General features: G+C 66.6%; 27 protein-coding genes and 1 tRNA gene. 14 read left to right on the top strand and 14 right to left on the bottom strand.

Annotation, left to right across the window (positions count from 1 at the left end; genetic code table 11):
* Nucleotides 1-176: 176 nt before the first annotated feature.
* Together J2S73_RS11355 and J2S73_RS11350 are read right to left on the bottom strand one after the other, a co-directional pair.
* A tRNA-Gln gene (locus J2S73_RS11355) sits at nucleotides 177-250 on the bottom strand.
* Between the two features lie 158 nt (nucleotides 251-408).
* Nucleotides 409-789, bottom strand: coding sequence for a gamma-butyrobetaine hydroxylase family protein (locus tag J2S73_RS11350; protein WP_306885649.1), 381 nt, complete (start codon nucleotides 787-789; stop codon nucleotides 409-411).
* Between the two features lie 163 nt (nucleotides 790-952).
* Between J2S73_RS11350 and moaA the strand changes: the two genes are divergently transcribed.
* Together moaA and J2S73_RS11340 are read left to right on the top strand one after the other, a co-directional pair.
* On the top strand, nucleotides 953-1987 hold the full coding sequence (gene moaA / locus J2S73_RS11345) for a GTP 3',8-cyclase MoaA (RefSeq protein ID WP_306885648.1): 1035 nt from the start codon (nucleotides 953-955) through the stop codon (nucleotides 1985-1987).
* A 109-nt stretch (nucleotides 1988-2096) separates the two neighbouring features.
* Nucleotides 2097-3308 (top strand): multidrug effflux MFS transporter, encoded by a 1212-nt coding sequence (locus tag J2S73_RS11340; protein WP_306885647.1) that lies wholly within the window; start codon nucleotides 2097-2099, stop codon nucleotides 3306-3308.
* Between the two features lie 13 nt (nucleotides 3309-3321).
* On the opposite strand, the gene apbC is transcribed toward J2S73_RS11340, so the two are convergent.
* Entirely contained in the window at nucleotides 3322-4482 is a 1161-nt protein-coding gene (gene apbC / locus J2S73_RS11335; protein WP_306885646.1) for an iron-sulfur cluster carrier protein ApbC, read from the bottom strand.
* Nucleotides 4483-4550: 68 nt separating this feature from the next.
* On the opposite strand from apbC, the gene mobA reads away from it, so the two are divergent.
* Nucleotides 4551-5219, top strand: a complete 669-nt coding sequence (mobA, locus tag J2S73_RS11330; protein ID WP_306885645.1) for a molybdenum cofactor guanylyltransferase MobA — start codon at nucleotides 4551-4553, stop codon at nucleotides 5217-5219.
* On the opposite strand, the gene cutA is transcribed toward mobA, so the two are convergent.
* Nucleotides 5202-5531, bottom strand: coding sequence for a divalent-cation tolerance protein CutA (gene cutA / locus J2S73_RS11325; RefSeq protein WP_306885644.1), 330 nt, complete (start codon nucleotides 5529-5531; stop codon nucleotides 5202-5204). The two genes, mobA and cutA, sit on opposite strands and share 18 nt — an antisense overlap.
* Before the next feature lie 88 nt (nucleotides 5532-5619).
* On the opposite strand from cutA, the gene J2S73_RS11320 reads away from it, so the two are divergent.
* The 3 genes from J2S73_RS11320 to J2S73_RS11310 all read left to right on the top strand — a co-directional run bounded on the left by J2S73_RS11320 (nucleotide 5620) and on the right by J2S73_RS11310 (nucleotide 7883).
* Entirely contained in the window at nucleotides 5620-6399 is a 780-nt protein-coding gene (locus tag J2S73_RS11320) for an NAD kinase (RefSeq protein ID WP_306885643.1), read from the top strand.
* A 115-nt stretch (nucleotides 6400-6514) separates the two neighbouring features.
* Nucleotides 6515-6985 (top strand): MaoC family dehydratase, encoded by a 471-nt coding sequence (locus J2S73_RS11315; protein ID WP_306885641.1) that lies wholly within the window; start codon nucleotides 6515-6517, stop codon nucleotides 6983-6985.
* A gap of 13 nt (nucleotides 6986-6998) precedes the next feature.
* The gene (locus tag J2S73_RS11310) at nucleotides 6999-7883 is read left to right on the top strand and encodes an HpcH/HpaI aldolase/citrate lyase family protein (RefSeq protein WP_306885640.1); all 885 of its coding nucleotides are present in this window, start codon (nucleotides 6999-7001) and stop codon (nucleotides 7881-7883) included.
* A gap of 19 nt (nucleotides 7884-7902) precedes the next feature.
* Here the strand turns inward: J2S73_RS11310 and J2S73_RS11305 are convergent, their stop codons facing one another.
* Nucleotides 7903-8490 carry a nitroreductase family protein gene (locus J2S73_RS11305; RefSeq protein ID WP_306885639.1) on the bottom strand — a complete coding sequence of 196 codons (588 nt, stop codon included), beginning with the start codon at nucleotides 8488-8490 and terminating at the stop codon, nucleotides 7903-7905.
* 198 nt (nucleotides 8491-8688) lie between these two features.
* Here J2S73_RS11305 and J2S73_RS11300 point away from each other — a divergent pair, with 198 nt between their 5' ends.
* On the top strand, nucleotides 8689-9699 hold the full coding sequence (locus tag J2S73_RS11300) for an RgsD C-terminal domain-containing protein (protein ID WP_306885638.1): 1011 nt from the start codon (nucleotides 8689-8691) through the stop codon (nucleotides 9697-9699).
* Between the two features lie 118 nt (nucleotides 9700-9817).
* On the opposite strand, the gene thrS is transcribed toward J2S73_RS11300, so the two are convergent.
* The 8 genes from thrS to J2S73_RS11260 form a co-directional block, all read right to left on the bottom strand.
* Nucleotides 9818-11812: a threonine--tRNA ligase gene (gene thrS / locus J2S73_RS11295; RefSeq protein ID WP_306885637.1), complete on the bottom strand. Its 1995-nt coding sequence runs from the start codon at nucleotides 11810-11812 to the stop codon at nucleotides 9818-9820.
* A 319-nt stretch (nucleotides 11813-12131) separates the two neighbouring features.
* A complete protein-coding gene (locus J2S73_RS11290; RefSeq protein ID WP_306885636.1) occupies nucleotides 12132-13106 on the bottom strand; it encodes a D-2-hydroxyacid dehydrogenase family protein in 975 nt (324 codons plus the stop codon).
* Nucleotides 13107-13314: 208 nt separating this feature from the next.
* Nucleotides 13315-14073: an enoyl-CoA hydratase/isomerase family protein gene (locus tag J2S73_RS11285; RefSeq protein WP_306885635.1), complete on the bottom strand. Its 759-nt coding sequence runs from the start codon at nucleotides 14071-14073 to the stop codon at nucleotides 13315-13317.
* 46 nt (nucleotides 14074-14119) lie between these two features.
* The gene (locus tag J2S73_RS11280; protein ID WP_306885634.1) at nucleotides 14120-14875 is read right to left on the bottom strand and encodes an ABC transporter ATP-binding protein; all 756 of its coding nucleotides are present in this window, start codon (nucleotides 14873-14875) and stop codon (nucleotides 14120-14122) included.
* Nucleotide 14876: 1 nt separating this feature from the next.
* Nucleotides 14877-16097 (bottom strand): ABC transporter substrate-binding protein, encoded by a 1221-nt coding sequence (locus tag J2S73_RS11275; protein ID WP_306885633.1) that lies wholly within the window; start codon nucleotides 16095-16097, stop codon nucleotides 14877-14879.
* A 40-nt stretch (nucleotides 16098-16137) separates the two neighbouring features.
* The gene (locus J2S73_RS11270) at nucleotides 16138-17184 is read right to left on the bottom strand and encodes a branched-chain amino acid ABC transporter permease (RefSeq protein WP_306885632.1); all 1047 of its coding nucleotides are present in this window, start codon (nucleotides 17182-17184) and stop codon (nucleotides 16138-16140) included.
* Nucleotides 17181-18053 carry a branched-chain amino acid ABC transporter permease gene (locus J2S73_RS11265; protein WP_306885631.1) on the bottom strand — a complete coding sequence of 291 codons (873 nt, stop codon included), beginning with the start codon at nucleotides 18051-18053 and terminating at the stop codon, nucleotides 17181-17183. Before J2S73_RS11265 ends, J2S73_RS11270 begins: the two co-directional genes overlap by 4 nt.
* 4 nt (nucleotides 18054-18057) lie before the next feature.
* The gene (locus J2S73_RS11260; RefSeq protein WP_306885630.1) at nucleotides 18058-18831 is read right to left on the bottom strand and encodes an ABC transporter ATP-binding protein; all 774 of its coding nucleotides are present in this window, start codon (nucleotides 18829-18831) and stop codon (nucleotides 18058-18060) included.
* Between the two features lie 262 nt (nucleotides 18832-19093).
* On the opposite strand from J2S73_RS11260, the gene J2S73_RS11255 reads away from it, so the two are divergent.
* Both J2S73_RS11255 and J2S73_RS11250 read left to right on the top strand, forming a co-directional pair.
* Nucleotides 19094-19972 (top strand): MBL fold metallo-hydrolase, encoded by an 879-nt coding sequence (locus J2S73_RS11255; protein WP_306885629.1) that lies wholly within the window; start codon nucleotides 19094-19096, stop codon nucleotides 19970-19972.
* Between the two features lie 13 nt (nucleotides 19973-19985).
* Nucleotides 19986-20753: an alpha/beta fold hydrolase gene (locus J2S73_RS11250; protein WP_306885628.1), complete on the top strand. Its 768-nt coding sequence runs from the start codon at nucleotides 19986-19988 to the stop codon at nucleotides 20751-20753.
* Nucleotides 20754-20779: 26 nt separating this feature from the next.
* Here J2S73_RS11250 and J2S73_RS11245 read toward each other — a convergent pair whose 3' ends face one another.
* A complete protein-coding gene (locus tag J2S73_RS11245; protein WP_306885627.1) occupies nucleotides 20780-21697 on the bottom strand; it encodes a LysR family transcriptional regulator in 918 nt (305 codons plus the stop codon).
* Between the two features lie 200 nt (nucleotides 21698-21897).
* Between J2S73_RS11245 and J2S73_RS11240 the strand changes: the two genes are divergently transcribed.
* From J2S73_RS11240 to J2S73_RS11220, 5 genes are all read left to right on the top strand, one after another.
* Nucleotides 21898-22344, top strand: a complete 447-nt coding sequence (locus tag J2S73_RS11240; protein WP_306885626.1) for a hotdog family protein — start codon at nucleotides 21898-21900, stop codon at nucleotides 22342-22344.
* A gap of 13 nt (nucleotides 22345-22357) precedes the next feature.
* Nucleotides 22358-22813, top strand: coding sequence for a MaoC family dehydratase (locus J2S73_RS11235; protein ID WP_306885625.1), 456 nt, complete (start codon nucleotides 22358-22360; stop codon nucleotides 22811-22813).
* 37 nt (nucleotides 22814-22850) lie between these two features.
* Entirely contained in the window at nucleotides 22851-24071 is a 1221-nt protein-coding gene (locus tag J2S73_RS11230; protein ID WP_306885624.1) for a CaiB/BaiF CoA transferase family protein, read from the top strand.
* Between the two features lie 87 nt (nucleotides 24072-24158).
* Entirely contained in the window at nucleotides 24159-25322 is a 1164-nt protein-coding gene (locus J2S73_RS11225) for an acyl-CoA dehydrogenase family protein (RefSeq protein ID WP_306885623.1), read from the top strand.
* A gap of 14 nt (nucleotides 25323-25336) precedes the next feature.
* Nucleotides 25337-26353 (top strand): acyl-CoA dehydrogenase family protein, encoded by a 1017-nt coding sequence (locus J2S73_RS11220; protein ID WP_306885622.1) that lies wholly within the window; start codon nucleotides 25337-25339, stop codon nucleotides 26351-26353.
* Nucleotides 26354-26367 lie beyond the last annotated feature (14 nt).

The raw sequence follows: 26367 nt of genomic DNA, 5'->3' as shown, positions 1-26367 counted from the left end.
GCCTGTTGCCAACGGATCAATAAGCTTCGCCTAATATTCTTCTTATGAAAGCTTTACTTAGCGCCCGGCCCGCGGTTTCGCAACTTAATAAATGGACATAAAGCCTTGCCAGGCCGCGACACATCGTCCGGCTGGTGAGGTCATCTGCAATGCGGGAAGCGTGAAGGGAAGCGGAGTGGCTGGGGGACCAGGATTCGAACCTGGACTAACGGAGTCAGAGTCCGCTGTTCTACCGTTAAACTATCCCCCACCGGCCGCCGGGGCGGCAGGTGTCGCCTCGATCGAGCTCGTCGAGAAGCGAGCCCCATTTAGCGAAGGCGTTTTCCTAAAACAAGAGCCTGCGTTTGGGAACCGCCTTTGCGCGAAAAGTTCGGTCCCGGTTCCGGACAATCCACATGTGTTCCGCGATCACCGCTGGCCGGGCCGGTCGCGGGAAAGGCCCTTCTCCTCCAGTTCGCCGAGATAGGCCTCCCAGACCGTTTCCCGATCGCGGCCCAGTTCCGCCAGATAGCGGAACGTATAGAGCCCGGTGGAATGACCGTCGTCGAACACGAGCCGGACGGCGTAGTTTCCGACCGGCTCGATGGCCGAAATCGACACCTCGCGTTTGCCGCCGACCGTCTTGCGTTCGGCGGGCGTGTGCCCTTTCACCTCCGCCGACGGCGAGCGGACCCGCAGCAGCTCCGCCGTCAGCTCGTCGCTCGATCCGTCATCCCAGGTGACCGTCAGAACGCGCCGACCCGTCTTCAGGCGGAGTTCGGTGGGCCAAGCCAGTGCATTCGTCGACATCGTCGCTCCCCATCCTGTCTTCGGAGTTTCCGCGCCGACCGCGGAGCCGGTAACGCCGGACCTTGTGATCCCGCGGCATGACCGTCATATTCGGCTGTATATCCCGGTCGCGCCTCACCGCGATAGGCTCGGCCTCATGTGGAAGCCAGGAAAGACACGAGCAATGGCCGATATGGCGTCTCTCAATCCGGACACCAACCGCGGCCCCCTCGTCGATCCGTTCGCGAGGGCCATTACCTATCTTCGCGTTTCGGTGACCGACCGGTGCGACTTCCGCTGCGTCTACTGTATGTCGGAGAATATGACGTTCCTGCCGAAGCGGGATCTTCTGACACTGGAAGAGCTCGACCGGTTGTGTTCGGCGTTCGTCGCCCGGGGCGTCCGCAAGCTCCGGCTGACCGGCGGGGAGCCTCTCGTCCGCCGCAATCTGATGGACCTGATCCGCTCGCTCTCCCGCCATCTGGACGCCGGCACGCTGGAAGAGCTCACCCTGACGACGAACGGGTCGCAGCTGGCGCGCTTTGCCGACGATCTCCGGCAGGCAGGTGTTCGCCGCCTGAACGTCTCCCTCGACACCCTGGATCCGGACCGATTCAAGGCGATCACCCGCTGGGGCGATTTTTCCAAGGTGATGGACGGACTTCGCGCGGCCGAGGAAGCGGGTATCCACGTCAAGATCAACATGGTGGCGCTGCGCGACGTCAATGCCGACGAGATCGAGACGATGCTCGCCTTCTGCCATGAACGCGGCCACGACCTGACCCTTATCGAAACGATGCCGCTCGGCGACATCGAGGGCGACCGCACCGACCAGTTCCTGCCGCTGTCGGAGGTCCGGCGCCGGCTCGAGACCCGTTACACACTCGACGACCTTCCCGACCGCACCGGCGGCCCGGCCCGCTATGTCCGTGTCCGGGAGACCGGCGGCCGGCTCGGCTTCATCACGCCGCTGACCCACAATTTCTGCGAATCCTGCAACCGGGTGCGCCTCACCTGCACCGGCACGCTCTATATGTGCCTCGGCCAGGAGGACGCAGCCGACCTTCGCGCGCCGCTGCGGGCCTCGGAGGGCGACGAGGCGCTCCATGCGGCGATCGACGAGGCGATCGCGCGCAAGCCCAAGGGACACGATTTCATCATCGACCGCGATCGCCAGGCACCAGCCGTCTCGCGGCACATGTCGGTGACCGGGGGCTGACCGCTCGCCGCTGCCACGCACCGTCCCCGATCCGGGTCTGATATGCCCGCAGGAACAAGGCGGACGCTTTCGCCTTGCCAACCGGCATCCGCGCTGCCAAAGCCAGACGATGATCTCCCGGATCGCCTCCCGCTCCACGCCGCCTTCCCTGTTCGTGCTCATCGTGGTCTCCACGCTGCAGCCGATCGCGGTGAACATGTACGTGCCGTCGCTTCCGGCGATGGAGCGCGCGCTCGGAACCGATGCGACGAGCATCCAGCTCACCATCACCGTCTATCTGGCCGCCACCGCGATCGGGCAGCTCATCATGGGGCCGCTGTCGGACCGGTTCGGCCGCCGCCCGGTTCTGTTGTGCGGACTCGTCCTGTTCGTGGCCGGCAGTCTGGCCTGTGCGATGGCCGGATCGATCGGCGCCCTTCTCCTGGCCCGGATGGTTCAGGCATTCGGCGCCTGCGCCGGGCTCTCGCTGGCGCGCGCGATCGTTCGCGACACGTCCGCCAGCAACGCCGCAGCGGCGCGGATCGGCTATCTGAACATGGGAATGGCGATCGCACCGGTTCTGGCGCCGGCGCTGGGCGGACAGTTCGAGCAGGCCTTCGGATGGCGCGCGAACTTCGACTTCATGGCCGCCTTCGGCGGTCTGGTCCTGATCTATGCCTTTATGGCTCTGCCGGAAACGCGCCGCAGAAGCGCGGAAACGGCGTCCTCCCGCTCCATGCTCGACGGCAGCCTGCGGCTTTTGCGCAACCGCGCCTTCTGGATCTACGCGGGAACGCTGATGCTCCTATCGAGCACCTTTTTCGCGCTCGTATCCGGCGGACCCTACGTCGCGATCCGCGTCCTGGGCCTGAGCCCGGCGACCTTCGGCCTGTACTTCATGCCGCTGGTGCTCGGTTACATGTTCGGAAACTTCGTCACCGCCCGGTTCGGCGCCCGAATCGGCATCGGGCGCATGATCACCATCGGCAATAGCCTCACGCTGACCGGTGTGGTCCTTTCGGTGGGATTGTTCAGCGCCGGTTTCCAGGTGCCGATCGCCCTGTTCGGACCGCTCGTCATAACGGGGATCGGCAACGGATTCGGGCTGCCCAACACGATTGCCGGTGCCGTCAGCGTCGACCCCGACCTCGCCGGTGCAGCTTCGGGCGTGGCCGGCGCAGTGCAGGTCGGCGGTGGAGCGGTGGCCACCGTCATCGTGGGACGCCTGTTCGACGTGGACGCCCTCGCCGGCACGGCCTGGCCGATGTTCCTTCCGATGATCGTCGGGGCCGTCTGCGCACTGATCCTCGGCGCGTTCGCCCGCGACAGCCTGCTGCGCTAGGCGTCACGCCGCTTCAGGCTTCGTCCTCGATCACGATCTTCGGCATCGGCCGGCTGGCCGCCGCCGCCTCGTCGAGGCCCTCCAGCACGCCGGTGGCCACGTCCATGAAGGCGCGGGCCTGGGGGCTGTCGGGCTCGGCGACCACGATGGGCGTACCGCTGTCGGAGCGCTCACGGATCGCCATGTGCAGCGGGATCTCGCCGAGGAAGCGCGCGCCGAGCCGCTCCGCCTCGTGTCGCGCACCGCCGGTTCCGAAGACGTCGGACCGCTCGCCGCAGTGCGGACACACGAAATGGCTCATGTTTTCGACGATCCCGAGGATGGGGACGTCCACCTTCTCGAACATCGCCAGACCCTTGCGGGCATCAATCAGGGCGAGGTCCTGAGGGGTGGAGACGATCACCGCGCCCGCCAGCGGGACGTTCTGCGCCAGCGTGAGCTGCGTGTCGCCGGTTCCCGGCGGCATGTCCACGACCAGCACGTCGAGGTCGCCCCAGGCGACGTCGCGCAGCATCTGGGTGAGCGCGGAAACCACCATCGGGCCGCGCCAGATCATCGGCGCTTCCGGATCGACCAGAAACCCGATCGACATGACCTTCACGCCATGGGCTTCGAGCGGCTTGATCCGCTTTTCGTCGATCGCCTCGGGCTTGGCGGTCAGGCCGAGAAGCCGGGGCATTGACGGCCCGTAGATATCGGCATCCAGGATGCCGACGGACAGGCCGTTGCGCGCCAGCGCGAACGCCAGGTTCGCCGCCGTCGTCGACTTGCCGACGCCTCCCTTTCCGGAGGCGACGGCGATGATGGACCGGATCCCCTGGATCGCCCCGCCGCGCGCCTGCTGCGGCCCGGCGCCGCCTCCCGCCTTGGACTGGGCCGGCCTGGGCGGCGGTGCGGAGGATGCCGCCGGCGCCTGACCGGGCGCGCGTTCCGCGGTGAGCGCAACCATCACCCGCTGCACTCCGGGGATCGCCGCGATCTCGTCCTCCGCCCGCTTGCGCAGGGGCTCCAGGGACTGAGCCCGCTCGGCCGGAACCGAAATCGAGAACGCCACCCGCCCCTCCGAGACGTAGATCTCGGAAACGAGCCCCAAGGAGACGAGGTCCCCGGTACCGTCCGGCCCGGGAACATGGCTGAGCCGCTCGCGCACGGTCTCCTTCGTCGGTGTTGCCATGGGAGATTTCCTGCCCTTCAGTGGCCAAATCATTTTGTGCGACCCTATTGAGGCTTCGTGGTCCGTCAATGCCAGCGCTTCGGCCAGACGAAAAGACGGTACGGCCGGCGGTGATTCTCGCGGGAGGACATGGCCACCGGATCGGCGGTGACAAGCCCTTCGTGCGTCTTTCCGGGACCCCGCTCCTCGACCACGTTCTCGCCCGCCTGCGCCCACAGGCCGATCCGATCGCGCTCAACGCCGATGCCGACGACCCGCGGCTCCGGACCTACGCCCTTCCGATCCTTTCCGACAGCACGGCCGATCGTCGCGGCCCGCTGGCCGGGCTCGCAGCGGCTCTCAGGTGGGCGCGCGACAGTCTCCAGTGCGACCGCGTCGCGCTCGTTCCGGTCGACGCCCCGTTCCTGCCGACGGATTGTCTCGAGCGCCTGTTGGCCGGCGGGAGCGCAATCTCCATCGCAGCCTCCGGAGGGCGTGTCCATCCGGTCGTGGGCTGCTTTTCCACGACGCTTCTGGACGATCTCGAGGACCATCTCGGACGCGCCGAACGGACGTCGGTGATGGCCTGGGTCGACCGTCACGCGCCCGACATTGTGGTCTTCGACCCCGTCCGGATCGGCAGCCGGGACGTCGACCCCTTCTTCAACATCAACACGCAAGACGATCTGGCGGCCGCCGCGGCGATCCTGGCCGCTGATCCGTCCGCAGCGGCGCCCCTCTCAGGCCGCGGCCGTTGAACTGCGGATCCAGTCGAGAAAGGACTTCGACCCGCCGGTCACCGGAAGCGCGACCACCGCCGGCTCGTCGTAGGGGTGTTTGTCCACCACGGCCCGGGTCACCGCGTCGATCAGGGCGCGGCGCGTCTTCACGATCATCGCCACCTCGTTTTCCTGCTCGATCTTTCCCTCCCAGGCGAACACCGAAATCATGCCCGGCAGGATGTTCGTGCAGGCCGCCAGTCCGTCGGTCACCAGATCGCCGCCGACCCGGCGCGCGCTCTCCACATCGGGAAAGGTGGTGTAGATCAGGGTCAGGTCGCTGTCGTCCATCGCCGTTCGGTCCTTCTGGTTGCGCGGGGATCAGTTGGCAGGAACGGGCGGCCATGGTACGGCGCTGCACACCCTCCGGACATTCGCCATGATCCAGCCAACTGCTCTCCCCTCGATTGCGTTCGTCGCCAGCCCCTCCGACGAGGCGGAAGCCGCACGGAGCGAGCTGATTGCGCGCTATGGCGACACGCCGCCTGACGATGCCGACGTGATCGTCGCGCTCGGCGGGGATGGTCTCATGCTGGCGACGCTGCATCGGTTCATGAACACGGGCAAGCCCATCTACGGGATGAACCGGGGCTCGGTCGGTTTCCTGATGAACGAATACCGGGCCGAGGACCTGCACGAGCGCATCGCGGAAGCCGTGACGACCGCGATTCACCCGCTGTTGATGACGGCGCGCGACGTCTACGGGGCCGAACACACCGCGCGGGCGATCAACGAGGTCTCGCTGCTGCGGCAGACCCATCAGGCGGCCAAGCTCAGGATCTCCATCGACGGCCGCGTGCGGCTCGACGAACTGATCTGCGACGGCATCCTCGTCTCCACGCCGGCGGGCTCGACGGCCTACAACCTGTCCGCCCACGGGCCGATCCTGCCGATCTACGCCCCGTTGCTCGCCCTGACGCCGATCAGTGCCTTCCGGCCCAGGCGCTGGCGCGGCGCGCTTCTGCCGAACCACGCCTCGGTCCGCGTCGAGATCTTCGAGGCCGCCAAGCGCCCGGTCGCGGCGGCGGCGGATCATCAGGAAATCCGCTCGGTGGTCGAGGTCGAGGTGGCCGAGGACGACCACTCCGAAAGCCTGGTCATGTTCGATCCGGACCACAGCTGGGACGAGCGCATCCTCGCCGAGCAGTTCCGCTACTGACCGCATCGCATAAGGTCCCGGGAGGTCGAGCCGCGCCACACAGATCGCGGTTGTCGGCCGCCGGCCGATCGCTCACTATCGACGTCCAAGATCACAAGGACCATCGGAGGAAAGCATGTCGGCGGCACGCGGCGGTCTCTATCTGGAGGATTTCGTTGTCGGAACCGTCTATCGGCACACGCTGCGCCGGACCGTGACGGAGGCCGACAACATGCTGTTTTCCAACATGACGCTGAACCCGCAGCCGCTCCACATCGACCGCCACTACTGCGAGACGGAGACGGACTGGGGCCAGCCGCTGGTCAACAGCCTGTTCACGCTGGGCCTGCTGATCGGCATTTCCGTGAGCGACCTGACGGTCGGGACCACCATCGCCAATCTCGGCATGAGCGAGACGCGTTTTCCGGCGCCCGTCTTCCACGGCGACACCATCCACGCGACGACGACGGTGCTGTCCAAGCGCGAATCCAAGTCGCGGCCCGATGTCGGCATCCTCGAACTGGAGCACACGGCCTACAACCAGCACGACGTCGTGGTGGCGGTGAGCAAGCGGACCGTCATGGTTCGTCGCAAGCCCCAGGCCTGAGCCGGGTCCCGCCATGCGCTCCCTGCTCTTCGTTCCCGGCGACAGCCGCCGAAAGCTCGACAAGGGCCTCGGCTCCGGCGCGGACGTCCTCCTCATCGATCTCGAGGATTCCGTCTCCGCCGACTCCAAGGCCGAGGCCCGACGGATAACCGCCGCGTTTCTTGCCGACACCATCGACGCGCCGGACAGGCCGCGTCTGTTCGTGCGCATCAATGCCTTCGAGACCGAGCTTGTCGATGCCGACCTCGAAGCCGTCATGCCTGCCCGGCCGGAAGGCGTGATGCTGCCCAAGGCGGCCGGCGGCCCGGATGTGACGCGCCTGGATGCCAAACTGGCCGTCCGGGAGGCGGAGGTGGGGCTTCCAGATGGGTCGACCCGGATCCTTGTGGTCGCCACGGAGACCGCCGGCGCTCTGTTCCAGCTGGGTTCCTACCGCGACAGCAGTTCCCGGCTCGCAGGGCTTGCCTGGGGTGGCGAGGATCTTTCCGCCGAGCTCGGCGCCGCATCGATGCGCGACCCGGACGGCAACCTGACCGATCCGTTCCGGATGGCGCGCAGCCTGTGCCTGGCCGGCGCGGTCCATGCGGGCGTCGCGCCGATCGACACCGTCCATACCAATTTTCGCGACATCGACGGGCTGAAGCGCGAATCGGAGATGGCGGCTCGCGACGGTTTCACCGCCAAGATGGCGATTCACCCCGCTCAGGTTCCTGTCATCAACGCGGCGTTCACGCCCGGCGCCGACGCCATTGCATCGGCCCGGCGGATCGTGGACGCCTTCGCGGCCAAACCAGGCGCCGGCGTGGTCGGCCTCGACGGCGAGATGGTCGACCGCCCGCATCTGCGGCGGGCCGAGCGTCTACTGGAGCGCGCCCGCGCCGCCGGGCTGTCTGTCTGACCGCGCCGTCCGCGCTGTCTCACTCTCCGGCGCGGGCGGCCGGATCCCAGTTCGTGATCAGACCGGCCAGCGTCGGGCGGGCGCGGTCCGTCGGAACGCTATCCGCCGTCCCGATCTGCACGAAACCGGCCATCTGCTCGTGGGGCTCGAGGCCGAGCATCGCCAGCACCTCGGGATCGTAGGCGTACCACTCCGTCAGCCACTGGGCGGCAAAGCCGTGGCCATAGGCGGCATGAACCAGATTGAGGCAGACGGCCCCGGCGGACAGGATCTGTTCCCACTCCGGGATCTTCGGGTGCGGGCCGGCGCAGCTGACCACACCGACGACCAGCGGCGCGGATGCGAACCTGTCCCGCTCGCGCTGCAGAAACTCCTCGCTCGCCTCCCGGTCGCGCCGCTTCACCAGATCGGCGAGCGCTGCCCCGAACGCAAGCCGCGCATCTCCCTCGAACAGAATGAACCGCCAGGGCGCGAGCTTGCCGTGGTCGGGAACACGCGCCGCGATGGTCAGCATGTCGGTCAGCGTTTCGGAATCGGGCCCCGGCGCGCCGAGATTGGCGGCGGGAACCGAACGGCGTGTGCGCAGGTGTGTGAGCAGATCCGTCATTTGAACGACTAAAACCCCGGCTTATCTGCGGAAATCCGGCCCCTTATGCGACCGGAAACACGGGTTCCGCAAGCACCCGGGGCTTGTGGCCATGATATCGACATCGTATTCAGTTTTGTGGCGAATACAGTTTCCGGGGCCGTCCGAGAGCCCCGCCATGCAACGTAGCGACGTGGAACAGGGAAAGGATCAGGGCCGATGAAGCCAAAGGCGATCGGAAGGCTCGCTGGAGTGGCGGCGCTGCTTGTTGCGCTGTGCCCGCTCGCGATTGCCGCCGACGTACCGGTTCCGAAGGCAAAACCCGACCCCAATGCACCCGAGCGGGCTATTCCGGATTTCTCCACCGTCTCCAACTTTCCGATTCTCAACAGCCCCGAGTTCAGCGCCGCGCTGTCGCAGTATGCGCCGCCGGCCGACATCGAGACCGGGACCCCGTCGGAGAAGGAGATCGCACTCTACCTGATCGCCAAGCTGACCAATGAAGGACGCCCGCTCGACAACGGCGTTCACTGGCGCCTGTTCGGCGTGATCCCCGACGCCGACGGCCGCTTGCCCCTGATCACCGAGCGGGAGGGCGGCGATGCCGAATTCCGCCTGCAGCCGGGCCGCTATCTGGTCCATGCCTCGTTCGGACGGGCGACCGCCGCCAAGCGGATCGATCTCTTCCGCGACGTCCAGACCGAGACGTTCGTCCTCAACGCCGGTGGCCTGAAGCTGTCGGCTGTCATCGGCGACGACAATCAGCCGCCGAAGGAACCCCTCTCCTTCTCGATCTACGAGCCGGACGAAGCCTTCCCGGACGGTCGGCGGCTCGTCGCGGAGGCCTCTGCCGACGAAATCGTGCCGCTGCCGGTCGGCACCTATCACGTCGTCAGCCACTATGGCGGCGTCAACGCCATGCGCCGGGCCGACCTCGAGGTGAAGCCGGGCAAGGTCATCGAAGCGACGATGCAGCACCGCGCGGCAAGCGTCACCCTAAAGCTGGTGGGTGAGGAAGGCGGCGAAGCGCTGGCCGATACCGCCTGGACCGTCTACACGCCCGGCGGCGACATCGTGGTGGAAAGCGTCGGCGCATTCCCGAGCTTCGTTCTGGCCGCCGGTGACTATTCCGTTGTCGCGAAGAACCGGGACCAGATTTACAGCCGCAACTTTACCGTCGATCCCGGCGCCGACCGCGAGGTCGAGGTCCTGGCCCGAACCGAAGGCTGAGCCCGGCAACGGCGCGCCGGGCCGCAGCTGGAACCGGTTTCTACCCTGCTGGGGTCAAAAAAGCCGCGCCCGATCGGACGCGGCTTTTTCTGTGTTCGTTGGCGTCGTCAGTCGCCGATCAGGCGGCGGCGGCCTTCGCCTGACGGCGCTTGAGATCCGGCGGCGTCGCCTCGTCCGCGAACGCCGCGATCGCCTCGTTCAGGTCCATGGAGACCTGATCGCGCGACCCGAGCCGGCGGACATTGACGGTGCCCGCCTCCGCCTCGCGCTGCCCCGCGACCAGGATGACCGGCACTTTGGCGTGGCTGTGTTCGCGGATCTTGTAGTTGATCTTCTCGTTGCGCAGATCGGCATGGGCCTGGAGGCCCGCCGCCTTCAGCTTCTCCACGACTTCGCTGGCATAGGCGTCGGCGTCGGAGGTGATCGTCGCGACCACGACCTGCAGCGGGGCCAGCCAGAGCGGCAGGTGCCCGGCATAGTTCTCGATCAGGATGCCGAGGAAGCGCTCCATCGACCCGCAGATGGCGCGGTGGACCATGACCGGCTGCTTCTTCTCCGAATCGGAGTCGATATAGAACGCGCCGAACCGTTCCGGCAGGTTGAAGTCGACCTGGGTGGTCCCGCACTGCCAGTCGCGGCCGATGGCATCGCGCAGCACGTACTCGAATTTGGGCCCGTAGAAGGCGCCCTCGCCCGGATTGATCGAGGTCTTGATCTTGCCGTGCGACGCCGCCTCGATCTGCTTCAGCACATCGGCCATGATCGCTTCGGCATGATCCCAGCTCTCGTCCGAGCCGACGCGCTTTTCCGGCCGGGTGGACAGCTTCACGGTGATCTCGTCGAAGCCGAAATCGGCGTAGGTTGACAGGATCAGGTCGTTGATGCGCAGGCACTCGGCGGCAAGCTGATCCTCGGTGCAGAAGACGTGGGCATCGTCCTGGGTGAAGCCGCGCACCCGCATCAGACCGTGCAGGGCGCCGGACGGCTCGTAGCGATGCACGGTGCCGAATTCGGCATATCTGATGGGAAGATCGCGGTAGCTCTTCAAGCCGTGCTTGAAGATCTGCACATGGCCCGGGCAGTTCATCGGCTTGATCGCGAACACCCGGTGGTCGGCCTCGTCGTCGTCCGGATGGGTGAAGCCGTAGGCCGACTTAACCGCGAACATGTTCTCCTGGTACCAGTCCCAGTGGCCGGAGGTCTCCCAGAGCCCCTTGTCGAGGATCTGGGGCGCGTTGACCTCGTCGTAGGTGCCGTCGAGACGCCGGCGCATATAGGACACCAGCGACTGGAACATGCGCCAGCCATTGGCGTGCCAGAACACGACGCCCGGCCCTTCCTCCTGGAAGTGGAACAGGTTCATCTCGCGGCCGAGCCGGCGATGGTCGCGCTTCTCCGCCTCTTCCAGCATGTGGAGATAGGCGTCGAGTTCGCCCTTGGTGCGCCAGGCCGTCCCGTAGATGCGGGTCAGCATCGGATTGTTGGCGTCGCCGCGCCAGTAGGCGCCGGCCACCTTCATCAGCTTGAACGCTTCACCGACCTTGCCGGTGGAGGGCATGTGCGGACCGCGGCACAGATCGAACCACTCGCCCTGCCGGTAGATCTTGACGTCCTCGTTCTCCGGGATCGCGTCCACCAGCTCGACCTTGTAGGCCTCGCCCATGTCGCGGAAGACGTCCTTCGCCTTCTCGCGGGACCAGACCTCCTTGGTGAAGGCGGCGTCGCGCGCGATGATCTCGCGCATCTTCGCCTCGATCGCCGGGAGTTCCTCGGGTGTGAACGGCTCGTTGCGGGCGAAGTCGTAATAGAATCCGTTCTCGATGACCGGTCCGATGGTCACCTGGGTGCCGGGATAGAGCGACTGCACCGCCTCCGCCATGACGTGGGCGGCGTCGTGCCGGATCAGCTCGAGCGACCGGTCGTCCTCCCGGGTCACGATTTCGATCGCGGCGTCGCCGGTGATCGGCTCGGCGAGATCCGCGAGCGCACCGTCGAGCGAGACGGCAACGGCCTTCTTGGCCAGCGACTTGGAAATGGATGCGGCGATGTCGGCGCCGGTCACGCCGGTGTCGAATTCGCGCACGGAGCCATCGGGGAAGGTCAGGTTCACCATCGTCATCTCCTTGCTCACTCTCTGCCCACGAGTGCAGGTAAGCGGTTGGTTCGGCCATGTGCCGAAAGATAGGAAAGAAATGCCGCGACAAAACCGGTGTCCGCTTTCGCCGGGCTTGCGCGCGGTCAGCTGAGGAGTTGCCGAAGGCGCGAACAGTCCGCTTTTGGCCTCAGCCGCGTTTGCGGTCAACCGCGCGGACCTCGCCCGGCGATCTGCCGACAAGCCGAAAGCTTTCGGCTCAGACCGCCCCGCGAGACCGTGTTCCTGTATCCCATTGGGATTTATAACGAATCTGAAGCGACCCGGGGCATACCCGGTTCTAGGGATTTGAGGCGTTGAGAATTCTCTTCGGCTCACCGGCCAGGAACGCACAGATGTCGTCGACGGCATCCCGGTAATAGATCGCGTAGGTTTCGCGGGTGACGTAGCCGAGATGCGGGGTACAGACGACGGTCGGGAGCGTGCGGAACGGATGGTCCGCGGGCAGCGGTTCGGCGTCGAAAACATCGAGGCCGGCCCCGCCGATCCGGCCGTCTTTCAGCGCCGCGATCAGCGCAGCCTCGTCGATCAGCGGCCCGCGCGAGGTATTGATGATCACTGCGTCGCGCTTCATCGCGGACAGTTCCTGAGCCCCGATTATGCCGCGTGTCTCGGGCGTCAGCGTCAGATGCAGGCTGACCACGTCGCAGTCGGGCAGCATCTCGGCAAGCGTCGCCCGGTACTCCACGCCGAGCTCGGCGGAGCGCTCCGGGGTGTTGCTGCGCGACCAGCCGAGCACGCGCATGTTGAAGGCGCGGCCATAGCCGGCGACCAAGCTGCCGAGCTTGCCGAGCCCGACGACGCCCAGCGTCTTGCCCTTGAGGTCGCGGCCGAGGGTGAGCTGCCACCGGTCTCCGCCAGCACTGAAATTCACCTGCTCGTCGGGAATGTGGCGCATCACGGCCAGCAGCAGTCCCCAGGCGAGCTCGGCGGCGGGGCCGACGGAGCCGCGGGTTCCCGACACGACGATGCCGTGCCGCCGGGCGGCATCCATGTCGATGGCCGCGTTGCCCATACCGGTTGTCACCAGCAGCTTCAGATTGGGCAGCCGGGAGAGCAGCTCAGCATCGAACGGGGTTCGCTCGCGCATGGCGACGACGATCGAATAGGGAGCCAGCGCTTCCGCGCGCTCGCCGGCGGTCAGCGGCCGGTCGATGAAATCGACGGCCACCTCAGGCAACAGCGACGACCAGTCCGCCATGTCGGCCGCAACATTCTGATAGTCGTCCAGGACGGCGCAGCGGTGCGCGGTCATCGGCTTTCCTCCGGCTTCAATGGCCTGATCATCTTGGATCCGGATCCGAACAGCGAACCGTTTTCCGCTTTGCCCGGCAACACAGGAGAGCCTTAAAGCCTTTTTCCGATCCGGTGGAAACACCTGATCGATTGGAAATGGGTCCAGGATCAAAGGCTTGAATGATTCCTTTGCCGGTCAGATTGCTCCAATCCGAACGGGAAATGCTCTACCGGTTCCGGCTCTCCACGAAGGCCGTCTGGGCGTCCTGGGCCTCGCGCGTGGTGGACAGGTCGTGGGTGATGGTCTGCTCGTAGCGATAGGCCTCGCGGGCCGGCAGGTTCGACACGACCTCCAGCGACCGCTTGATCCAGCGGACCGCCTGGGGGTTCTTGGCCGCGATCTCGCGGGCGATCTGCATGGCCTCGCCCATCAGTTGCGCGCGCGGGACGCAGGCGGTGACGATGCCGAGCCGGTGCAACTCGGTGGCCGGCACGTCGCGGCCGGTGAAATAGATGTAACGGGCGTTGGAGCGGCCGAAATGGTCCATGATCAGGCGCCCGCCGCCGGCCAGGCCCACATCGATCTCCGGCATCCGGATGAAAGCATCGTCGCTGCAGATCATAATGTCGCAATAGAGCATCAGCGCGCATCCGGCGCCGATCGCCGCTCCGTGCACGGCGGCGATGACAGGCTTCGTGCAGTCGGCGACGGCATAGAAAAATTCCCGCGTCACCCGGTTGTGGCTGATGTAGTCGCCGGGGCCCTGAACCAGGGTTCGGCGCTCCTTGATGTCGGCGCCGGCGGAAAAGACCTTGCCTTCCGCCGTCAGGATGACGACGCGGACATCGTCCCGATCGCTGAGAGCATCGAACACGCGGATGATCTCGTCGCGCATCTGCCGGTTCTGCGCGTTCACCGGCGGCCGGGCAAGCGTGACGGTCGCTATGCCGTCGGATACCTCCAGACGGCAGGTCTCCAGGTCCATGTCTCGTATCCTTCCGTGTCGCGCCGCTCGGCCGGCGTCTCGGTGCTCAGTGAGCACTCTCCCCACCACCGAGATAGCGTTTCGACAGGCTTTCCCGGTTGGTGAGGCTCTCGGCACTGCCCTCCTCGACGATCCGTCCCGCCTCCAGGACATAGCCGTAGTCGGCCCGGCGCAGCGCCAGCGCGACGTTCTGCTCGACCACAAGGATCGACAGGCCCCGCTCCTCGTTGATCTGCCGCAGGATGGTGAAGATCTCGGCCGCGATCTTGGGCGCAAGGCCGAGCGAGGCCTCGTCGACCATGAGGAGTTCCGGCTGGGCGAAGAGCGCGCGGCCGATCGCCAGCATCTGCTGCTCCCCTCCGGAGAGATAGCCCGCGGAGGACTGCCGGCGCTCCCTCAGGGGCGGGAAATAGTGGAAGATCTCGTCGTATGTGCGCCGGGCCACCGCCGGACCGCGCCGGCCACGGGCAAACAGCGCCGCCTCGAGATTCTCCTCCACCGTCATGGTGGGAAACACGCACCGTCCCTCGCGCACGTGCAGGATGCCGAGGCGGGCCCGGCGGTAGGAGGGCATCGCGCCGATGTCCTGCCCCATGTAGCGGATGCTGCCCCGCCTCACCGAACCGTTCTCGAAGCGGAGCAGCCCGGAAATCGCCTTCAGCGTCGTCGACTTGCCGGCACCGTTGGTGCCGAGCAGGGCGACGAAGCCGCCCTGGGGCACGCTGAGGCTGACGCCGTCCAACGCTTCGTTGGATCCGCCGTAAACGACGCTCAGGTCAGCGAGCTCCAGGGCTGCGGCCATCTCAGTCGACCTTCATCCAGGGCGCAGCCTCCGAGACGGTCAGCTCGCCGTCCTTGATGCTGTAGCGGTAGATGACGCCGTACGGGATGCGGTTGTCGACGAAGCTGATCGGCATCCCGAAAATGCCGCCGGCGTCGAAGTCCGTGATCGCCGATATCTCCTTGATCAGGTTGTCGCCGTTGAGTTCCTCGCCATTGCGGATCGCCGCACCGATCGCCTCGCGCAGCACCATCGCGGTGGCCCAGCTCTGCATGTAGCCGATATTGGCGTAGCCGGTGTACGGCTTGTCGGTCCACGTCTTCAGATACTCGTCGATGGTCTTCATCATCGGCGTGTCTGCCTCGCCGACCAGCAGGTTGACCGAGACGGTGCCGAGATAATCGTTCGCCGCGTCGCCGATGGTTCCGACCACGTCCGGATGCGATCCGAACAGGGTCCCCATGAACTGGGTCTCGACGCCGTAGTCGCGCACCAGCTTGACGATTTCCGGCCAGACGTTGGCGGCATAGCCGTGGAAGATGACGTAGTCCGGCCTGGCCTGGCGGATTCGGATGGCATGCGAGGTCACGTCGACCTCGACCCACTTGGTTTCCTGCTCGAGGACGATCTCGATGCCCATCTCGTCAGCGAGCTCGCGGGCGTTCTCCAGCGGATCGCGGCCGAACTCCGAGGCGGAGTAGACAAGTGCCACCCTGGGCTCCGCGTCGCCCTGCTGATTGTCCTTGATGTAGTCGAACAGCATGTGGACCTGGTCCGTGTAAGTCGGCCCGACGAGGAAGTGATATTTGTACTTGTCGGTGTCGACGAGATCCGACGCAGCACCGGTGTTCGACATCAGCGTCTTGTAGGTCTCGTTGTTCTCCGGCGAGATCGCACGCACGAACGGGGTGCCGTCGCCGCCCGAGAAGACGACGTCGCCACCGGAGACCGCCTTCTTGAAGCCGGCGACGCCGAGCTCGACCTTGTACTCGTCATCGTAGAACTCGATGTCGATCGGCCGGCCCTCGATGCCGCCCTCCTTGTTGATCCAGTCGACCGCGTGCTCCCAGCCGACCTGCTGGGCCTGGCCGGTGACCGAGAGAGGTCCGGTGAGCGGCAGCGGCACCCAGAACTTGAGTGCTTCTCCCTCCTGCGCGGACGCCGGCGCAATACCGCCGGCCGCCAGCGCGAATGCGAGACCGGCCGCGCCGCCGATGAAGCTTCTCCGTTTCAACTCGAACATGAGCGTTTCCTCCCGCTGTGTCCTTGGTTCGTCGTTGCCGTCAGTGTTCAGAGTTGGCGTCAATCTCCTCGACCTGACCGAAAGCCCGACGGAGCAGACCCACCAGCCCGCGAGGTTCGAAGATCAGGAAGCCGATGATGAGAGCGCCGAAGATGATCTCGCGCAGCGGCGACAGGAGGCCGGCGAGATCCGCCCCCGGCCCCGCCGCCGTTTCAAGGCCGAAGCGCAGGAATTCAGGCATCAGCGTCATGAACAGCGCCCCCAGGATCGAGCCCAGGATGGACGCACGCCCGCCGACGACCACAGCCGCCAGGAAGAAGATCGACACCTGGAGCGTAAACTGGTCCGGATTGACGATCCTCAGGAAGACGGCGAGCAGCGCGCCGGCCGCGCCCGCATAGGCAGCGCCGAGGCCGAACGCCACGAGCTTGGTGGCGACGACGTTGATGCCGAGCACCTCCGAGGCGTAGTCCTTCTCCCGCACCGCGATGAACGATCGACCAACCCGGGTGCGGAACAGGTTGCGCGCCGCCAGCGTGGTCACGAAGGCAACGCCCGCGACCACATAGTAGAAGCCGTCGTCCCCCAGCCCGAAAACGTCGATTTTCGGCAACGACAGGCCGCGGTCGCCGCCGGTGACCGGCGTCCACTGCTGAAACACGAAGTAAAGCATGTACTGAGCGGCAAGCGTTGCGATGGCGAGATAGACGCCCTTGATGCGCAGTGCCGGGAGGCCGAAGACGATCCCGACCAGGAACGCCGCCACCGCGCCGCCGACGATGTTGAGGGCGAGCGGGGTGTCCAGATGGAGCCACATGAGCGCGCTCACATAGGCGCCGACGCCGAGAAAGGCGGAATGGCCGACCGAAAGCAGACCCGTGTAGCCGACCGTGATGTTGAGCCCGACGGTGGCGATCACGTTGATGCCGATCAGGCAGGCCATGTAGAGCGTGTAGACCGAGCCGAAGAACGGCAGGCCGGCGATCGCCAAAGCCAGCAGCACCCAGCTGACGGTTTCCACCTTGCGCGCAGCCGCTGCGCCACTTGGCGCCGGCGCTCTGTCGATCGCGGTGGCCTGCTCGCTCATATGCGCTGCACCCGGTTTTCGCCGAACAGGCCTGTCGGCCGAACGAACATGACGAGGAGGACGACCAGGTAGGGAATGAAGCTCTGCCAGGCGGCACCGAGATAGGCGCCGACGATGGTCTCCAGCCAACCGATGACGAGGCCGCCGATGACCACGCCGCCGACGCTGGTGAGGCCGCCGAGCATCACCACGGCCAACACGTTGAGGGCCACGAGGCCGAGCTGCGGCGTCACGCCGTTTACCGACCCGGCGAGGATGCCGGAGGTCGCGGCGAGCACGCCCGCAAGGCCCCACGACAGCAGGAACACGAAACCGATGTTGATGCCGAGACTTTCGGCGGTCACCTGATCGGTGGAGGTTGCCCGGATGGCCGTGCCGGCCCTGGAGAAGCGGTAGTAGGCGATGAAGAGCGCCGCCACCACGCCCGCCGCGACGAAGCCCCAGGCCAGTTTGCCGGGGATCAGAACGTCGCCCAGGAACAGCGGCGTGCGTGGCAGAAGCTCGGTGAGCTGCTGGTTGTTGGGTCCCCAGATCAGGCCCGCGATGCCGCGGAAGACGCTGGCCACCCCGAAGGTGACCATGACCAGCACGATGTGCGGGCGTCCGACCAGTGGTCTGAGCACGATTCGTTCGGTGAGCATCGCCACCAGCGCAGCGGCGACCAGCGCCAGCACCAGCCCACCGGCCCAGCCCATTCCGAGCTGGCGGTCGAAGAAGAAGAAGAGATAGGCGCCGAGCATCATCATCTCGCCGGTGGCGAAGTTGAAGACGTTGGTCGCCTTGAAGACGATGACGAAGCTGAGGGCCGCCAGCACGTAAATGCCGCCGGACGCCAGCCCGACGAGGCTGAATTCGAGGAACAGGCTCACCGGCTCATTCCTCCTTGCCCAGATAGGCTTCGATGACAGCCGGGTCGGACTGGACCTCGGCCGGCGTGCCGGCAGCAATCACCCGGCCGAAGTTCAGGACCACGACATGGTTCGACATCGTCATGATCGACTCCATGTCGTGATCGATCAGAATCACCGTCAGGTCGGTCTGCCGGACGATCTCGCTGATATACTGGGACATCCGCGCCTTTTCGGCGGTGTTCATGCCCGCGAACGGTTCGTCGAGCATCAGGAGCTTCGGCTGGCTGACCAGCGCCCGGGCGAGCTCGATCCGCTTCTGCACGCCGTAGGGGAGCCCGGAGACCGAGCGGTCGCGCACGTCTTCCAGATCGAGCAGCGGCAGGATCTCTGTGTCGATGCGCCGGTCCAGCGCCCGTTCTTCGCGCCGGGCGAGCCCCAGATAGACTGCAGCGGCGGCAAGCCCGGTCTTCAACTGGTGATGGGCGCCGAGCTTGATGTTTTCCGCGACCGTCATGCCGGGAAAAAGGGCGATGTTCTGAAAGGTGCGGGCAATGCCGATATCGCAGCGCTTGTGCGCGGAGAGCCTGAGGAGGTCGTGACCGTCGAAGGCCACCGACCCTTCCCGGGCCGGGTAGAAGCCGGAGATGACGTTGAACAGCGTCGTCTTCCCCGCGCCATTCGGTCCGATCACCGCGGTCACGGCGTTGGCGGCGGCCGACAGGGAGACGTCGCTGAGCGCACGAATGCCCCCGAACGTGATGCCCACCCCTGAGATATCCAGAAGGCTCGTGCTCATGCGGCGTTTCAGACGACAGCCCCTCTGATGTCCGACCGTCCGTCGCCGCGCTCCGGTTCGCATGGCGAATGGAACGCAGCTCGAATGGCCGCATCGTCGAAGGCATCTCCCTATGGCTGATCTTGTTTTCGTTGCCGCAACACTAGCCAAGCCCGGGGGGGCGGATAAGCGGTCTGCCTGCAAACCTTCGTTGCGGGATCTGCAATGATGCCCCGTCTTATGGCCGATATACTCCCTCGAAACGAAACATTGGAGGAAGCACGTGATCCAGATCGGTGACTTCGGGATATCGCGCGTCGAGGAACTCGTTCTCGATGAGGACGTGAGCCTGCTGAAGCACTTCGGAGAGGAGACGGTCGCCGAGCACGGCGGGTGGCTGATCCCGGATTTCTACAATCCCGAGCGCAACTGCTTCTATTCCATGATCCACAGCTGGATCCTGCGCACCCCGGACAAGACGATTGTGATCGATACGGCCGGCGGTGACGACAAGGACCGGCCACTGTCGCCGCGCTTCGATCACAACAAGACCGGCTTCCTTGAGCGGCTTGCAGCGGCCGGAGTCCAGCCCGAAGACGTCGACATGGTGCTGCTCACCCATCTGCACGTGGATCACGTGGGCTGGAACACCCGCCTGCAGGACGGCACGTGGGTCCCGACCTTCCCGAACGCCGAATATGTCGCGACGGCGACCGAACTCGAGGTGCGCGACCCGAAGCGGGGCGCCGCCGAGAAGCCGCCCCAGGCCTGGACCACCTATCTGGACAGCGTGCAGCCCATCGTCGACGCCGGCCAGATGCGGGTCGTGGAAGGCACCGAGACCATCATGCCGGGCATCGATCTCGTTCCGCTTCCCGGCCACGCGCCGGGCATGGTCGGGATCCGGGTCCGCGGCGGCGGCAAGGAAGCGCTGTTCATCGCGGACGCCATGCATCAGCCGATCCAGATCTATCATCCGGAGTGGAGCAGCAAGTACTGCGAGAACCCGGAGCTGGCCAACGAGACCCGGGCGAAGATGCTGAAATACGCTGCCGACGAGGGCGCGCTGATCCTGCCGGCGCATTTCGTTGCACCCTATTGCGGCTATGTGCGCAGCGGTCCGAACGGCTACGTCTTCGAGCGCCCTTCGGAAACGCCGTAGGCGAGGCGGCACCATGGCCTGTCTGCACGTCGTCACGCACGGCGACCGCTCGGCTCCGGCCATCGTGTTCGTCCATGCGCTCGGAACCGACCATCGCTTCTGGGACGAGGCGGTGGCGGAGCTGTCGCGGGACTTCTTCTGCGTCACGCCGGATCTTCAGGGTGCGGGCGAAGCGCCCCTGCCCCGAGAGCCGGTCGACGCGGAGGGTCACGCCGCCGACCTGGCGGCGATGATCCACGACCTCGGTCTTGCGCGCGTGACGCTCGCCGGGTGCGCCATCGGCGGCATGGTCGCGGCCATCCTGGCGGCACGGGAGCCGGCGCTCTGCGCTGGCCTGGTGATGACCAACCCGGGGCTCAGCAACCTGCCGCACGTGAAGGAGATGCTGCGGGCCCGCACCGAGGAGGTGCGTCGGCACGGTATGGCGGTCCTGATGCCGAAGGCTCCGGAGACCTCGTTTCACGACATGCCGCGCGACGCCCGCTACGCGCGGTTCGCCGAACGCTATGCGGCCCAGTCGGCGGAAGGCTACGCCCTCTCCGTCCTCGGCTTTCTCGACATCGACATCCGGCCGATCCTGCCGCAGCTGACCTGTCCCGTGATCCTGATGCCGGGCGGCAAGGACGTTCTGATGCCGCCGGATGGCGCCCGTGAGATCGGCGCTCTCGTGCCCCAGGCCGAGATCGTGCCGGTGCCGGAGGCCGCCCACTTCGTGCCCTACCAGGCGCCGGAACGGTTCGTGAGCGAGATGCGCCGTTTCATGCGGAAGGCGGCTGTCTAGGGAAGGCGCCCTTCCCTTGTGTGCACTCAGCCGGCGGGATCCAGCTCGCGCTTGAAGACGCCGGCGATGAAATCGATGAACAGCCGCAGCTTCACCGACGTCTGCCGCGTGGCGGGAAACACGGCGTAAACACCATTGTCGAAGTCGATGTGGCTCACCTTGTAGTCCGGCAACAGCCGGACCAGCCGTCCGCTCTTCAGGTCCTCATGGACCGACCAGTCCGGCAAAAGGCCGATGCCGACGCCGTCACGTACCATGGTCACCAGCGCGAAGCCGAAATCGGTGCGGACATTGCCGCGGATCGGCACCTCCTCGATCCGGTCTGCCGCATCCAGGAACCGCCAGACGGGCGTGCCGAGATTGATCCGGTAGGTCAGGCAGTTGTGGTGTCTGAGGTCGGCCGGTTCCGCGATCGCGGGGCGCTCGGCGAGATAGCCCGGGCTGGCGCAGACGACCCGTTCGCTGGACGTCAGCTTGCGGGCGATCAGCGAGGAATCCTCCAGCCGGCCGATGCGGATGTCCACGTCGGTGCCCTGGTCCATCACCGGGGCGATCGAGTTGGACATCATCAGGTCGACGGTGATGTCGGGATAGATCGACAGGAATTCCGGCAGGTGGGGCAGGATCATGAGCTGCCCCACGAGCATACGGGAATGGACCCGCAGCACGCCCTGGGGCTTTGCCTGGAGCTGGCTGACCGAGTGATTGGCCTCTTCGAGCTGCGCCAGAACCTGCTCGACGCGGGCATAGTAGATCTCACCCGCTTCCGTGAGTGCGAGGTGGCGGCTCGACCGCTTGAGCAGCTGGGTCTCGAGCCTGTCCTCCAGCGACGAGATGTGCCGCGAGATGGACGCCGGCGACAGACCGAGAAGGCGTCCTGCTCCGGACAGACTGCCCTCCTGAACGGCCGTGGTGAACGATCTCAGCGTCTGGATCCACTCCAACTCGCCCTCCCGGAACCGCCTGGATCTGAGGGCTTTGGTAGCTCAAAGCCGCCATCTTTACAATTTCTGCAAAGAAGACCCTTGCCTCATCGCCGTTCAGACCGCTCGCCGCGCATGCTAACTCGACCTCCAAGAGACAACGCGGGGCACGCGGCGCAAACGGTTGAGGCACCGACCGGCCCCCAGGGAGAGAACGGTCCATGGCGGTCGGCGGCTTCGTATCCGATCTCGACACCGGCGACGTGCTCGGTCCGGTGGACTACACGCTGAGCTCCTTCGTCGTCCGCGAATACAGCCACGCAGTCGAGATGCACAATCCCTGCTTCCAGGGAAGCGAGGGGCAGGTCATGCCCCCGACGCTGATACACCTCGACAAGCTCCGGCTCTACCGCCACGCCTGCCCGAAAGGCACCGGCCCTTCCGCCCGCATTCATTTCGAATACGACGCGGAAGTGTTCGCGCCGGTCCATGTGGGGGACCAGTTGCGCGTCTCCGGCGTCATCACCGAGCGCTACCAGAAGAAGGGCCGCGACTATGTGGTCCTGAAGATGGAGCTGCGCCGGGCCGCAACGGACGAGCTTCTGGTTCGCTACTTCGACCGGGTGATCCTGTCCTACACACCGTCCGACGACGGCGAAGCAGCGTGAGGGGGACGCACCCATGACCCGTTTCGAACCGTCCGTGGGCACCGAGTTCCGTCTGCCGCCCCGCCCCATGACCCGCGAGCGCATGCGCTGGTATGTCGACGCCCAGCCAACCGTTGCGGCGGACGACGGACGCATCCACACCCAGGAACCGACCATCCACGACGACGACGCCTACGCCCGCTCCCAGGGGCTGCCGGGCATCATCGCCGACGGCATGGTGTCGACCAACTGGATCCTGTCACTGCTCATCGACCTGTTCGGGCGCGGCGTCGCCGAACGCTGCCGGCTGCGCACGAAATATGTCGCGCCGATCTACGAGGATCAGGTGGTCATCACCTGTGCGCGGGTCGCCCATATCGCGCCGGTCGCCGGACAGCCGACGGAGATCACGCTCGACGTGTGGTGCGAGGACGACGCCGGCACCCGGCTGACCATCGGCGAAGCCACAGTCTTCGTTTCCGGATCCTGAGCCGGCTCAGCAACGCGCGCAAACCCACGGGTAGGACATGACCGCGGTTCTGGAAGGCATCAAAGTCCTCGACTTCTCCCGCGTCTTCGCAGCGCCGGATTCCACCCAGCTTTTCGGCGACCTCGGCGCCGACGTCGTGAAGATCGAGAACCCTGTCAAGGGCGACGACTGCCGCTATCTGGGTGTGACCACCCAGGAGCTGGAGCGCCTCGGCGGGCCGAGCCCGTCCTTTCGCGCCTTCAACCGCAACAAGCGATCGATCGAGCTGGACCTCGCAAGCGAGGCCGGACGCGACGTTGCGCGGAGGCTGATCGCGTCCGCCGACATTCTCGTGAACAACTTCCGGCCCGGAACGATGGAGCGCTGGGGGCTCGGCTACGACGACCTGCGCGAGTCCCATCCGCGGCTGATCTACTGCGATTTCCATGCCTATGGCGGCAAGGGCCCGCTGGCCGGCGTCGGCGCCAACGACCTGGCGCTGCAGGCCCATTCCGGCCTGATGAGCATCACCGGCGAGGAAGGTGGCGAACCGGTGCGCGCCGGCTCGGCGATCATCGATCTGCACGCCAGCCTCGCCATCGTCAGCGGCGTGATGGCGGCGCTTTATCACCGCGAGCGCACCGGCCTGGGCCAGAAGGTCGAGACATCGCTTCTGATGAGCTCGGCCCACCTGATGAGCTATTTCTACCAGGACTACTGGCTGACCGGACACAAGCACCGGCCGATGGGCACGGCGAACCATCTGAGCGTGCCCAACCAGGCCTTTCCGGCGAGCGACGGCCACGTCGTGATCATCGCCCCGAGCGACGAGATGTGGCAGCGCTTCACTCACGCGCTCGACCCGGAGGCGCTCGACCGGCCGGAATTCCGCACGGCCTCGGAGCGATTGCGTCTGCGCCACGAAGTGGTCGCCGCGATCTCGGCCGTGACACGGTCGCTGTCCAAGCACGAAATCCACGCGCGCCTCAGCGCGGTGAAGGTCAACGTATCGATCGTCCAGGATCTCGGCGAGGCCGCCGAGGATCCCCAGCTCGAGGCGATCGGCGGCATCTTCGCGTACGAGGGGGACGCCGGTCCGGCGCGCTACGTCGCCACGCCGTTCCACCTGTCCGACACGCCGGGCGAAATGCGCACTCCGCCGCCGGCGTTGGGGGCCCATACCGAAGAAGTGCTGCGCGAGGCGGGTTACGCCGACGACGAGGTGGCTGATCTGCGTGCGCGCGGTGCGTTCGGCAAGGCCGACGCGCAACCGCGCTAGGCGCGCACGCACCAGCGCGCAGACCCTCAGGCCCGGCGCCGAGCAACCAGAGCCACCACCCGGACCGACCGGGGAGAGGACACGGCCATGGACGTTTCCTTCACCGCCGAACAGGAGGCCTTCCGACGGGATCTGCGCGCCTGGATCGCGAAGACGCTGCCGGCCGACTGGGCCGGACCGCGATTCACCGGCCCCGCCGACGAGGACGAGAACGCGCGCTTCCAGACGTGGTGGGAGCGCACGCTCTACGACGCCGGTTATCAGGGCATCCACTGGCCGACCGCCTATGGCGGCCAAGGACTCGGAATCGTCGAGCAGCTGATCGCCGCCGAGGAATTCGGGCGCGCCTCGGCGCCGGAGGGCATCAATACCATCGGCAAGGAACTGGTCGGCCCGATCGTGCTGGCGGTGGGATCGGAGGAGCAGAAGCGCGAGCTGATCCCCCGCCTGCTGCGCCTCGACGACATCTGGTGCCAGGGCTTTTCCGAACCCGAGGCGGGATCCGACCTGGCCGGGCTGCGCACCCGCGCCGTGCGCGAAGGCGACCACTGGGTGGTCAACGGCCAGAAGCTCTGGACCAGCTTCGCGCGCCACGCCAACAAGTGCATCCTCCTGGCCCGCACCGACCCCGACGCGCCGAAACACAAGGGGCTGACCCTCTTCGTCCTCGACATGCGGACTCCCGGCATCACGGTCCGGCCGGTGCGCCAGATGACGGACCGCCGGGAGTTCAACGAGGTCTTCCTGGACAACGTCCGCATTCCAGCCGGCATGCATCTCGGCGGGATCAACGAGGGCTGGCATGCCGCCGTCGGCGTACTCGGCTTCGAGCGCGCCACGGCCCGGCTCTACCGCCAGGCCCGCTTCCAGGCGGAGTTCTCCGAACTCCTGCGGCTGCTCGCGGCCCGCCCGGAGAAGGCCGGCGACGGCTGGTTCCGCCAGACGGTCGGCACGCTCGCCGCGGAACTCCGGATGTTGCGGCTCCTCAACCTGAAGACGGCAAGCCGCATCGCGACCGGCAAGGGCATCGGTTCCGAGGCGAGCATCGTGAAGCTGTTCTGGAGCGAGCTGCACCAGCGGATCACCACGTTCGCCCTGGAGGTGCTGGGCGAGGACTTCGCCGCCGGCACGCCGGGGGTGGCGCGGTTCCGCTATCTCTATCTGCAGGCGCGCGCGGAAACGCTCTACGCCGGCACCTCGGAGATCCAGCGCAGCATCATCGCCGAGCGGATGCTCGGCCTGCCCCGCTGACGGAGGGCGATCCGGTGGATTTCGACTTCTCCTTCGAGCAGCGCCTTCTGGGCGAGAGCGTCGGCCGGATGCTCGCCGGCTTTCCCGCCGCCACGGACCACCCGTTCCCCTATCCGGCGTCGGACGTCACGCGGGCGGCCGCGGACCTTGGCCTGTTCGCCAGCGACGACGGCGTCCCGATACTCGGCGCCGTCGACGCCGTGGCGGCGGCGCTGGAGATCGGCCGCGCGCTCCCCGCCGCGCCGCTCACCGAGATGCTGGCGGCGAGCCTCGCGCTGGCGGGCTCGCCTGCGATCGCCGACGTGCTCTGCGCCGGCGAGCCGGTCGGCGTGGCGGTCACCGGCGCGGTGGCACCGGATGGCGGACGCGCCCTCGTCCCCTTCGCCCACGAGGCCAGGCTCTTCGTCCTTCCGGTCGCGGCCGGTGGGCACCGCACCTGGCACGTGGTGAACCGGTCCGAGGTGACGCTCGACGCCGCCGACCTCTTCGACGTCGCCAGCTCGGCGGCCTGGGTCAGCCTGTCCGCGAAGCCCGCCGACCACAGCGCCGCATCCGTCGCCGGCCGCCTCGACGACCTGCTCGCGCTGCTCGTTCTAGCTGAAATGACCGGCGCCGCAGCGTATGCGCTCGACCTCACGGTCGGCTACGCGAAGGAGCGCCGGCAGTTCGGCCGGCCGATCGGCCAGAACCAGGCGATCAAGCACATGGCGGCTGATGCGGCCGTTGCGGTGGAGACGATGAAGGCGGCCGTGGAATACGCCGCCTGGTGCATCGACACCGCACCGGAGGAGCTGGACGAGCCGGCCGGCGAGGCGCGCCTCGCGCTGCTGTCGACCCGCTCCCATGTCGGCGGCCACGCCCGGCGCGTGGCGGAAGCCTGCGTACAGATGCACGGCGGCATCGCCTTCACCTGGGACTACGGCCTCCATCGCACTCTGAAACGCATCGTCACTCGCCAGACCACGCTCGCCGCGCCCCGCGCCAGCCGGGAGGCGCTGGCCGACGTGCTGATGGCGGCGGCGGACGCATGAGGCCTGCAGGGAGG

Source organism: Amorphus orientalis (genome assembly GCF_030814015.1).
Taxonomy (GTDB): Bacteria; Pseudomonadota; Alphaproteobacteria; order Rhizobiales; family Amorphaceae; genus Amorphus; species Amorphus orientalis.
The sequence above is the reverse complement of the archived record's forward strand: the minus strand, read 5'-3'. Positions and strand labels throughout refer to the sequence as shown.

Excerpts from the sequence above, each read along its gene's own strand:
- J2S73_RS11350 (WP_306885649.1), bottom strand. The coding sequence starts at position 789 with ATGTCGACGAATGCACTGGCTTGGCCCACCGAACTCCGCCTGAAGACG.
- moaA (WP_306885648.1), top strand. The coding sequence starts at position 953 with ATGGCCGATATGGCGTCTCTCAATCCGGACACCAACCGCGGCCCCCTC.
- J2S73_RS11340 (WP_306885647.1), top strand. The coding sequence starts at position 2,097 with ATGATCTCCCGGATCGCCTCCCGCTCCACGCCGCCTTCCCTGTTCGTG.
- apbC (WP_306885646.1), bottom strand. The coding sequence starts at position 4,482 with ATGGCAACACCGACGAAGGAGACCGTGCGCGAGCGGCTCAGCCATGTT.
- mobA (WP_306885645.1), top strand. The coding sequence starts at position 4,551 with ATGCCAGCGCTTCGGCCAGACGAAAAGACGGTACGGCCGGCGGTGATT.
- cutA (WP_306885644.1), bottom strand. The coding sequence starts at position 5,531 with ATGGACGACAGCGACCTGACCCTGATCTACACCACCTTTCCCGATGTG.
- J2S73_RS11320 (WP_306885643.1), top strand. The coding sequence starts at position 5,620 with ATGATCCAGCCAACTGCTCTCCCCTCGATTGCGTTCGTCGCCAGCCCC.
- J2S73_RS11315 (WP_306885641.1), top strand. The coding sequence starts at position 6,515 with ATGTCGGCGGCACGCGGCGGTCTCTATCTGGAGGATTTCGTTGTCGGA.
- J2S73_RS11310 (WP_306885640.1), top strand. The coding sequence starts at position 6,999 with ATGCGCTCCCTGCTCTTCGTTCCCGGCGACAGCCGCCGAAAGCTCGAC.
- J2S73_RS11305 (WP_306885639.1), bottom strand. The coding sequence starts at position 8,490 with ATGACGGATCTGCTCACACACCTGCGCACACGCCGTTCGGTTCCCGCC.
- J2S73_RS11300 (WP_306885638.1), top strand. The coding sequence starts at position 8,689 with ATGAAGCCAAAGGCGATCGGAAGGCTCGCTGGAGTGGCGGCGCTGCTT.
- thrS (WP_306885637.1), bottom strand. The coding sequence starts at position 11,812 with ATGGTGAACCTGACCTTCCCCGATGGCTCCGTGCGCGAATTCGACACC.
- J2S73_RS11290 (WP_306885636.1), bottom strand. The coding sequence starts at position 13,106 with ATGACCGCGCACCGCTGCGCCGTCCTGGACGACTATCAGAATGTTGCG.
- J2S73_RS11285 (WP_306885635.1), bottom strand. The coding sequence starts at position 14,073 with ATGGACCTGGAGACCTGCCGTCTGGAGGTATCCGACGGCATAGCGACC.
- J2S73_RS11280 (WP_306885634.1), bottom strand. The coding sequence starts at position 14,875 with ATGGCCGCAGCCCTGGAGCTCGCTGACCTGAGCGTCGTTTACGGCGGA.
- J2S73_RS11275 (WP_306885633.1), bottom strand. The coding sequence starts at position 16,097 with ATGTTCGAGTTGAAACGGAGAAGCTTCATCGGCGGCGCGGCCGGTCTC.
- J2S73_RS11270 (WP_306885632.1), bottom strand. The coding sequence starts at position 17,184 with ATGAGCGAGCAGGCCACCGCGATCGACAGAGCGCCGGCGCCAAGTGGC.
- J2S73_RS11260 (WP_306885630.1), bottom strand. The coding sequence starts at position 18,831 with ATGAGCACGAGCCTTCTGGATATCTCAGGGGTGGGCATCACGTTCGGG.
- J2S73_RS11250 (WP_306885628.1), top strand. The coding sequence starts at position 19,986 with ATGGCCTGTCTGCACGTCGTCACGCACGGCGACCGCTCGGCTCCGGCC.
- J2S73_RS11240 (WP_306885626.1), top strand. The coding sequence starts at position 21,898 with ATGGCGGTCGGCGGCTTCGTATCCGATCTCGACACCGGCGACGTGCTC.
- J2S73_RS11235 (WP_306885625.1), top strand. The coding sequence starts at position 22,358 with ATGACCCGTTTCGAACCGTCCGTGGGCACCGAGTTCCGTCTGCCGCCC.
- J2S73_RS11230 (WP_306885624.1), top strand. The coding sequence starts at position 22,851 with ATGACCGCGGTTCTGGAAGGCATCAAAGTCCTCGACTTCTCCCGCGTC.
- J2S73_RS11225 (WP_306885623.1), top strand. The coding sequence starts at position 24,159 with ATGGACGTTTCCTTCACCGCCGAACAGGAGGCCTTCCGACGGGATCTG.